Source organism: Ferrovum myxofaciens (assembly GCF_000735045.1).
In the GTDB taxonomy this organism is placed as follows: Bacteria; Pseudomonadota; Gammaproteobacteria; order Burkholderiales; family Ferrovaceae; genus Ferrovum; species Ferrovum myxofaciens.
In genome coordinates, this window is the sequence record NZ_JPOQ01000036.1 from 1 (window position 1) to 9,342 (window position 9,342).

The window sequence follows — 9,342 nt, forward strand, 5'->3', positions numbered from 1 at the left end:
TAATTTCCTCAACACCGCCGTCTTGCGCTCCTCAGAATATCCGCTCATCTCCGTTCACTTTCCGCCCCCAGTCCAAAATTAAATCAACTCGGGTGACGCGACATCTTCCCTGACACCGGGGGCCTGGCTGCGCCACGTCATGCGTAACCTGCCAGCCGCCAAGACGCTGGAAGAATTTGAAGCACTGCTGCCGTGGAATTTGCATGCCATGGATTTAACCAGCGAAATGGTGGCCTGAACAGGCTGGAGTTCGTGGCTCGCTTACGTTTCTTCCTCATGAAACAGAGAGAATTTTCAGATCTTTCACCAATCCAAGCCCCGATTCCGGCTATTCGTCGTTATGCTGGTGCCCGGTCGGTGATCAATCGCTGTTTTTTCGCATTTGGGACGAATTTCTCCCTATGCGCTAGACCATCTCCAACCAAATATCGTCGCCATATGCAAAGTTCAGGCTACAATGTGTCCATCGACGCATTACAGTTCTGATGTATGTCGTATTATGATACTCATTGACTAGTCAATGAGGGTGAGGTCGGTCGGTTCGGATGCTTTGGCTCACGCGAAGTGGTTCTGGCGCGCGCTCGTCTGGCTCGTAGGTCCTCTTTTTGACTCACGACGGTTGGTGGCCTGAAAGGATTGCAATATGATGCACAAATCTTGCCAATTTTCCCGCGACCATGTCAGACGAACATCTAGGAACGGCGATCCTGACCCTCAAAGAGGTATCCACATACCTCAAGGTCACGGAGAGAACGATCTATCGCCTGGTTGCCGGCAAGAAGATGCCGGCATTCAAGGTGGGCGGGTCTTGGCGATTCAAGAAGGCGGACATCGATCAGTGGATCAGTGATCAGTCTGAAAACGTAGCGGCTGCTGAAGGAGCGGCAGATTTAGGGGAGCGCAAATGACGACAGGGCAAAGCACCGAGCGCGAACAACTTGAGCGCTCACTGATCGACATGGCCGTCGAGAGCTGGCGCTTCGCGCGCCTGTTTGGTCGGCTGGTCAGCAAACTCGACGCTGGCGAAGGCGCCCGATACGTCAATCAGCTTCGCTACTTTCAGAAGAAGCTCGAGGACAGCCTTGAGGCCAGCGGCATGAAGATCGTCAACGTCGAGGGACAGCCGTTCGACTCTGGAATGGCTGCATCGGCGATCAACATCGGTGACTTCGGGCCAGACGACGTTCTGTTGGTCGACCAGATGGTCGAGCCGATCATCATGGGAGCGGAGGGTCTGCGCAAGCAGGGCACGGTGATGCTTAGGAAGGTGGCAGCATGAACTACATCGGTATTGACCTTGGCACCACCAACAGTGCTATCTGCTCCTACGATGGAGAAACGGTCCGGCTCTACAAGAGTCCCGACCAAAACGATGTAACCCCTTCCGCCATCTTTATCGACCGGCGCGGCAACAAGTACCTCGGGAAGCGGGCCTATGACAGCGCCGCAAAGAACCCTGACAACGCTGCAACGAAGTTCAAGCGGATGATGGGTACGAGCACGCCTGTGAAGCTCGGCGCGGTGAACATCACTATGACACCTGAAGAATGCTCCTCGGAGATTCTGAAGCTGTGTTTCGGCTATCTCCCCGAAGAGATTCGCAACAGCGGAACGACAGGGACCGTGATCACTGTCCCAGCGGCGTTCAATCAGATGCAGAAGGACGCCACGCTGGCCGCAGCCGAGATGGCTGGCCTTGGCAGCGTTGCGCTCATGCAGGAACCTGTTGCTGCCGTCATGTGCGTGATGAAGCAGCGAAAGGGCGATGGCGTGTTCCTCGTCTTTGACCTTGGCGGAGGAACTCTAGACATTGCGATCGCCGAAAGCATCAGCGGCCGGGTCAGCCTCCTTGCACACGGCGGGGTCGCCATGTGCGGCGGGACGGACTTTGACCGCTCCATCCTCGACAACGTCGTCAAGCCCTGGCTCCTATCGCAGTTCGATCTGCCCGACGACTTCACCGCCAATATCAAGTACAAGTCCCTGCTGCGGATGTGTTTGTGGGCGGCGGAAAAGGCCAAGATTGAACTCTCTGCGAAGGAAGAGTCGGTCATCAGCCTGACCGAATCTGATCTTGGTGTCACCGACCAGTCTGGTGCAGAGATCTACGTCGACATCCCGTTCAGCCGCAAGCAACTCGACGAACTCATCGCGCCAAAGATAGATGAAGCCATTCAATCTGCTCGCGAAACTCTGGAAAAAGCAGGACTCAGCGCCCACGACGTTGAGCGTGTCGTCTTCGTTGGCGGACCGACGCAGTACAAGCCGCTCAGAGACAAAGTTGCATTCGAGATCGGTATTGCACCGTCAACCGATGTAAACCCAATGACAGCGGTTGCTGAAGGTGCCGCTGTTTTTGCGGAGTCGATTGACTGGAAGTCTCAAAGCCGAGGGCGCAAGAGCACGCGCGGAGCCTTGAGCACCGGCGGCTCACTTGATCTTTCATTCAACTTCATCGCTCGTACACCCGACTCCAAGGCCAAGATCGTGGCCAAGGTGGGCGGGACAGCTGCGGCCGGCACCGAATTCCAGATCGATAGCTTAGACACCGGCTGGTCATCCGGGCGCCTGGCCCTGAAGGATGGGGCGGCAGTCGAGTTGATCCTAGCGAAGCCCGGTGAGAACACCTTCAAGATCTTTGTCTTCGACTCCAAGGGCGGGCCAGTCTCCCTGAAGGAAGACAAGATCGTCATCGCTAGGACGGCTGCCAGCATTGACGCAATCCCTGCCTCCCACTCCGTAGGCGTCGAGGCTCGGGACAAACTTGGTGGACGCCTGGTGCTGGACCATCTGGTGCGCGAGGGTGATCAACTGCCCAAGAAGGGCAAGAAGACCTTCAAGACCGAGGAGTCCTTGCGAGCAGGCAGCGCCGGCTCCATCAAGTTCAAGCTCTGGGAGGGTGAGATTTCGGACCCGATCAATGACAACAGGTTCATTGGCATGTTCGAGATCAAGGGCTCCGATTTTGATGACGGCGTGATTGCTGCCGGCGCCGAGATGATCTGCGAGTACGAGGTCTTGGACTCGGGAAACATCATGATGGAGGTCTCGGTTCCCTCGATTGGTGGCTCCTTTCACAGTGGGCGCAACTTCTACTCGCGTCAGGACGGCCAGATCGATTACACGCAAGCATCGAAGCTGGTGGAAGAACAGTCAGAACACGCACTTCAGCGGCTCGATGAAATGGAGTCCAAGATCGATGATCCACGGCTGCAGCAAGCCCGAGAAAAGCTTGAGCAGGCTGAATCCATCAAGTCCGGCGAGTCAGATCCTGAAACTGCTAAACAGGCTATGGACAACGTGCAAGAAGCCAAGCGGCTGCTCGCACTTGCTCGGAAGGATCACCTCAAGGAAATCCGGCAGATGGAGCTGGATAAAGCAGTTGATTTCTTTGACCGCTTGGTTCGCGAGCACGCCCGGCCAACCGAGGCCAACGCGTTTGACAACTTGGCTAAGACTGCGCAGCGCGCCATCGACAACAACAGTGGCGACTTCGAGGCCCATCTGGACGACTTGCGCGGCAAGAACTTCATGATTCTTTGGCGTCAAGACTGGTTTGTCATTGACCGCTTCAAGTGGCTCTCGAAGGACTCCTACCTCTTCCCCGACGCAAGAGAGCACGCCCAGCTTTCCAACGTTGGGGCCGAGGCTCTCAAGGCCAACGACATCGACAAACTGCGTGCTGTCGTGGCACAGATGGATTCCATACGCATCGGATCCGGTGGTGACGATGAGATGATGGCTGGCGCCAACATCGTGCGGAGCTAAGTCATGGCGATTGACTCGTGGCTTCCAATTGGCTTCAAGCTGCCTGACGGTGCCAAAACCCGAGTGGCGCTGTTTGAGGGGTCGAATTGGCAAATCTTGGAGACGCAAGGTGCCGGCCGAGCCCTAGTCGCACTTGATGACCTGGCCAAGCGTTGGGTTGACTCCGGGATCGCCGAGGACGGGCAGTTTGAAGCCTTCGACTATGGCGATCGCCGCTTGCGATCTATTTCCTGTGGGGCCACCCAAGTCTTGTGCCCTGTGACTGAAGGAAAGTCACCGGACACCAAGGCTGAGGCGCTGTCATTCGCCATGGCCTTCAAGGCAACTCGAACTGTCGATGCAGAGTCGCCCCTTCAGGATGCACTTTACGTCGAGAAGATTAGCCGTCTTCTCCCCACATACAGCATCTCATCACGAACCGATGATGACGTTGTGTTGGGCTACTGGCTGACCGGAGGAGCACCGGTATCAGCGAAGGCTTTCAGGCGCCTACGTCAGACAATGAGTTGGCTAGGCGCCGGTCATTTGAAGGACGTCGTCCAAGCTGCTGGATTTGAAGTTGCTGAAATCGTTCCTGCGACAAAGCGCCGCACTGTGCCTGATGAGAACAAGCCAATTCCAGCGGAGCGGTCCAGAGAGCCTTCGGCGACTCCCGCCAAAGATACCGAAAAGCCTGCGGTGTTCGAGCTTGCGGGGCGGCCTGAGTTGGCAGAGTTCTTCAACGAACACATAGTTGACATTGTTCAGAACCGTGACCGGTACAAGGCGCTTGAGATCGATTTCCCATCGGCTGTTGTGTTGCACGGTCCTCCGGGCTGTGGGAAGACCTTCGCTGTTGACCGTCTAGTCGACTTCCTAGGTTGGCCAAGTTTTCAGATTGATGCATCTAGTGTCGCCAGCCCCTACATCCACGAGACCAGCAAGAAGGTGGCAGAAGTCTTTGACAAGGCGATACAGAACGCACCGTCCGTCCTTATTATCGATGAGATGGAGGCCTTCCTCGCTGATCGCGAAATGGGCAGCGGTCACCACCGTGTTGAAGAGGTCGCCGAGTTTCTGAGGCGGATACCTGAGGCCGCCAAGAGCGATGTCTTAATCGTTGCGATGACGAATCGGATCAAGATGATTGATCCTGCAATTCTTCGTCGGGGGCGCTTCGATCACGTTATCAAGGTCGATTTTGCAAGTGAAGTTGAGGTGCTGTCCCTGCTTGAGAAGCTCCTGTCCACGTTGCCGAAAGATGATTCGGTAGACCCACGACCCTTTGCTCGGGAAATGGCGGGCCGGCCCCTGTCCGATGTGACCTTCATCGTGCGCGAAGGCGCGCGGCTGGCCGCGCGTGCTGGAAGGGACCAGCTGAATCAAGAGAGCCTGCTTGCCGCGATGGCCGCAACGCCAGCACGGGAGCGTGAGGGCGGAAGTCAGCGCCGCATAGGCTTCGTTTGAGGAGCGGGATGTGGGAGAAGGTACAGACGACCAAGATCGCAAGGACGGCACCAAAGGGTTCGCTGGCCTGTCGTCGTTGGTCTCTGATGTCGACGCTACCGTATCGGAAGCCGGCAGAAATGCAGAAGCGCCCCCGCACGCGGCTGGTCGTGAGGCCACTCGTGCGACCGCGTCTCAAACTTCGTCACCTTCGTCGGAGCCGAGCCCTGCCTATCAACCCCCGCCGCAGCCAAGCGGAGGTGGATCCACAGGAAAGTGGATTGCCGGCATCGCGGTAGTGGTTGGGTTGATCTGGCTCGCCTCGCTTTCTGACAAGAAACGATCTGACTCAAACCCGACTTACTCCTCGCCACCAGAGTCTCAGTCCGTTACTACTCCTCAGGCTTGGCAGCCCCCCAGTAGACCGACGGAAGATCAACCACCTGTTGGAAGAGATCGTGTACTCGGTGTAGCGCAACTTAGGTATTGCCTTGCTGAAGACATCCGATTGAAGGCTGCTAAGGGAGTTGTAAACGGCTACTTGGATTCTGAAGTAGACCGATTTAATGCAATGGTGGCCGACTACAACAGCAGGTGCGGTGAGTTCAAGTATCGGAAAGGATCACTTGAGTCGGCGAAGAGTGACATTTCACCATTTTCTTCTGAGTTGCAAGCTGAAGGAGCTTCTCGCTTTCCCGCGACTAGCAATTCTGGCACACCATCGATCGCCAAGTCCGAGTCCAATCATGAAACTACAAAATACTTAGATAGTGAGTCATTGGCTGCCAATGACAAAACTAGTCTGATCGAGATACTTTCATCCAATGCATCCAATTGCACGGGTGATTCGCAGTGTGAAGTTGGCCTGTTCAGCCTGAAACCGGTGGACGTCGATCTGGATGGAAAGAGAGAGTACTTGGTAACCCATAGAGACTATTGCGGATCCGGTGGCTGCTCCACATTTCTATTTCAAGAATCAAACTCTGCAGGATGGCATCAGGTAGCAAGCGCATTTGGCTGGGTGACTATCGGTAATAAGCAGGTAAACGGCCATCGGACTCTGATTGTGGAGAGCAAGGTTTATCGACCTGCCGGTGGTTGGGATATGACATCTCAAGAGTATTCATGGGTAGGAAATGGATACCAGATATATCGGAATTCCCCATGAAGATGTCAAGCACTAATGCGCGGCGCACCGCAGCCTGGGAAGACTGCGGCCAAGGATGCATTGCGCGCAATGTGGTCGCACCAAGTGCTTCGCCAACTTTTGAGAATACCTTTCGTGCCTAACACAACGTCATTACATCGGAGTCCATTTTGTCTGCTGGGTGTGACAACCCGAGACAATAGAAAGTCAATTGTTGGGCGCTCAGATGAGTTGTCTTTGACTCTGGATGCTAACGCTTGTCAGCAGGCCAGGTCCGACTTGACCAACCCGCGCACGCGTCTCACCGTAGAGATGGCTTGGCTACCTGGGGTTTCGCCAAGAAAAGCAAATGCGCTCATCCAACTGCTATCGGTAAATCCTATGTCCATCCGCAATGAGAAGGGGTTGCCCACCCTAGCTCATTGCAACCTGTTGGCGGCAGCCTTCGAAACTGTCGACTCATCTGACACGGCCACAAATATCGCCGCGTTTGGCGAGCAGCTTGCACATCTTGTTGACGCCCTCGACCCTGACGAGATACTCCGGTCGGTCAACGAGGACCGATCTGTTTCAGGATTTCCAGAAGTAAGAGGTATTGATCAGGTTACAGAGGAGCTTAATCAGCGAAAGCGCATTTACCGTAATGTCATCAAGGATGCGCTCAACAGACTCCCGCCAAGTGAGTTGATCGGCGCAATGACGCGACTGGTGGATAGCACCACGTCGAACGGCACTGTGCATGCACCTGAACTGGTCGATGAGCTTGCCGACAGCTACGCGGTTGAGACTCAGCAATTCCTCCAACGGGAGGCAGAAAACGCTGAGAAGCTGATCGCTGCAGCCCGCGAAAGCGCCAAGGTGGGCGAGACTGCAGTAAAGCCAGTTGTCGATCGGCTTGAAGGCGTCTTGCGCAACTGGGGAAAGGTTGCCCGACCACTTCAGTTGAGTTTCAAAGCCAGAGGCCTGGATCACGATAGCAGCAAGACCCTTGCATACAAGGTTCGTAGCTTGGCGGTGGACATCTTCAATGAGCATGACCACCTTCGACAGTCTTCGCGCTTGACGCAACTCTTGAAGGAATTGTTCTCCGAGGTTCCTGACATTCTTGATCGCGTTGAGGAGGACGCGAAAGCTCTCGGGGACATCTCGCAGCGGCGCGAAGAGGCGTCCGCGATCGACCCGGTTCGATCACTTTGCGACGAGATTTCCAAAAGCGCTGACCGGAACCCGTCGCTAGCGCAGCACGAAGGGCAACGACTCCTAGACGAAGGCAAGGCCCTTCTAAAGGCGTCACCGATAAAGGCTACGTCACCGACCTATCTCGAAGCCCGTGACATGCTGGCAGCGACGCTTATGCATTGCGCAGTTGCGTATGGAAACCAGACATCCAAATGGGAACCCTGCATGCAATTACTGCAGGCAGCCCTTGGGTTGGCAAATGACGCCAAGTTGAAACAGAAGCTTCGCGAGAATCTCACGATTGTCGAGGGCAACTACAAGAGCCTGGGTGATCTGGAGCCAATCAAATCTGCGCCATCGCTTTACACGATTAACGGCTTCGGTGTAACGCTGTATGGAAATACCGATAAGAATCCTTCTGACGGGTCGTATATGGCGACGTACTACCTGGTGTTCTTCTTTGTCCCTGTGCTGCCGCTCGCTCGATATCGTGTCATCCCCACCGGTGGCGGTTACCGATTTCTCGGCAAAGGCGTATTGCGCCCGTTCGATAAGTGGCACATTGCGATCTCAATCGGACTCATCGTGCTGATGTTCTTAAAAGGGTAAAGGTGCAGACGTGTCCGATGATAAGAAAAATGGGGAGGTAAGTAAGGGATTCGCCGGCCTCTCATCGCTGGTTTCTGACATTGATGCCTCGCCTGCCGACGACGGTAAGCGTACGGTAGCCGAGCGGCATTTTTACCCGAATCAGGTTGAAACGGGATTTTGCGGGGTGACGCTTTGCTCCGTTCCGGCGGATGTTTTCTCTGACAGAGCCTCCCCTGTTGGCGGCAGGGCCAAGGGTAGCAGTTCATCCGGGTTGGCGTTTGGCCAAGTCGGCAATTTTTCCAGAGTATCCTTGAGCCACTGATAGGGTTCCAGACCATTCATTTTGGCCGTCCCCAGCAAGCTCTGAATCGCCGCTGCACGAACCCCGGCCCGAGGTGATCCTGCAAATAACCAATGTGGGGTATTCAACTCGGCGCACTTCAGGATACTTGTCGCTTCACTTTCTGAGTTTTTATTCTACTTCCAGAGAGCATCCCCCTGCAAATAATGTGGATGAAATGACCTGACTTGCCCACCGCCGTTCGCGTTCGTCGCGTGCGACGCCCACGGGCCGTGGACAAGTCGTCAAACCGGTCACCATGATCAGGCAGCCTTTTGGTTTTTGCGATCAGGGTTCAATTGCACTTCCCCTATCGGTGCCCAGTTTCGTGTCTGGCCGGTCCAGCGTCGAGGCGTCTTTTCCATTTCACGTCCATTTCCCGCCCCTTGGTCTTTGTCGAAAAATCACACTTTCAGGCGACATGTATCCTGACACCTAGGGGTAGGTTGACGCGCCAAGCGTCCGCTCAACTCAGATACCTGCCTTTGAACCCATGACAGTTCATCCGGCAGCAATGAGGCGGTAGCGGTCAAGCACTGAGCCCACGATCTCGCCTTCCAATCTTGGCTTGCACAAAACGGCAAATATATTCAACGGTGAATGCAACCCTATTTTGCCCAAGACAGCCAGAATTCTTTATTTCCTAGAATTCTTGAATCCAACCTCAAAATGCAAATAACTTTTTTGGCTGGTTGAATATTCTGCTCCGAAATAAAAGCAATCCCGAGATTCGGCGGGCCATTCATGGGTCAAAAACCTGAGCGAATTCAACCCAAATAAAGAAGGATTCCAAGGGCGATAAAACAGGTCGTTCCGGTGGTAGGATTCCCCTGTCGCATGGGGAACGCCAACCCCGGAACACCTGCCATTTCCGTGTTCTGGGGCGCCAACC

At 55.0% G+C, this 9,342-nt stretch carries 7 protein-coding genes and 1 pseudogene; 7 read left to right on the forward strand and 1 reads right to left on the reverse strand.

Translation table 11 applies throughout. The features are described from left to right. Positions 1-109 precede the first annotated feature (109 nt). The 7 genes from IV91_RS17850 (at position 110) to IV91_RS16745 (ending at position 8,128) form a co-directional block, all read left to right on the forward strand. A complete protein-coding gene (locus IV91_RS17850) occupies positions 110-238 on the forward strand; it encodes a transposase domain-containing protein (RefSeq protein WP_267880965.1) in 129 nt (42 codons plus the stop codon). Positions 239-677: 439 nt separating this feature from the next. Beyond that, complete coding sequence (gene mads1, locus IV91_RS0106725; RefSeq protein ID WP_031597054.1) at positions 678-908, forward strand: methylation-associated defense system helix-turn-helix domain-containing protein MAD1; 231 nt, start codon at positions 678-680, stop codon at positions 906-908. Then, positions 905-1,279, forward strand: coding sequence for a hypothetical protein (locus IV91_RS0106730; protein WP_031597055.1), 375 nt, complete (start codon positions 905-907; stop codon positions 1,277-1,279). Before mads1 ends, IV91_RS0106730 begins: the two co-directional genes overlap by 4 nt. Then, positions 1,276-3,768 carry an Hsp70 family protein gene (locus tag IV91_RS0106735; protein WP_031597056.1) on the forward strand — a complete coding sequence of 831 codons (2,493 nt, stop codon included), beginning with the start codon at positions 1,276-1,278 and terminating at the stop codon, positions 3,766-3,768. Before IV91_RS0106730 ends, IV91_RS0106735 begins: the two co-directional genes overlap by 4 nt. Before the next feature lie 3 nt (positions 3,769-3,771). After that, on the forward strand, positions 3,772-5,214 hold the full coding sequence (locus tag IV91_RS0106740) for an ATP-binding protein (RefSeq protein WP_031597057.1): 1,443 nt from the start codon (positions 3,772-3,774) through the stop codon (positions 5,212-5,214). 10 nt (positions 5,215-5,224) lie between these two features. Then, positions 5,225-6,361: a hypothetical protein gene (locus IV91_RS0106745; protein WP_031597059.1), complete on the forward strand. Its 1,137-nt coding sequence runs from the start codon at positions 5,225-5,227 to the stop codon at positions 6,359-6,361. Between the two features lie 258 nt (positions 6,362-6,619). Beyond that, the gene (locus IV91_RS16745) at positions 6,620-8,128 is read left to right on the forward strand and encodes a hypothetical protein (RefSeq protein WP_150112408.1); all 1,509 of its coding nucleotides are present in this window, start codon (positions 6,620-6,622) and stop codon (positions 8,126-8,128) included. A gap of 141 nt (positions 8,129-8,269) precedes the next feature. Here IV91_RS16745 and IV91_RS19690 read toward each other — a convergent pair. Then, a pseudogene (locus tag IV91_RS19690) lies at positions 8,270-8,527 on the reverse strand (transposase domain-containing protein); the annotation flags it as partial. Positions 8,528-9,342: the final 815 nt, after the last annotated feature.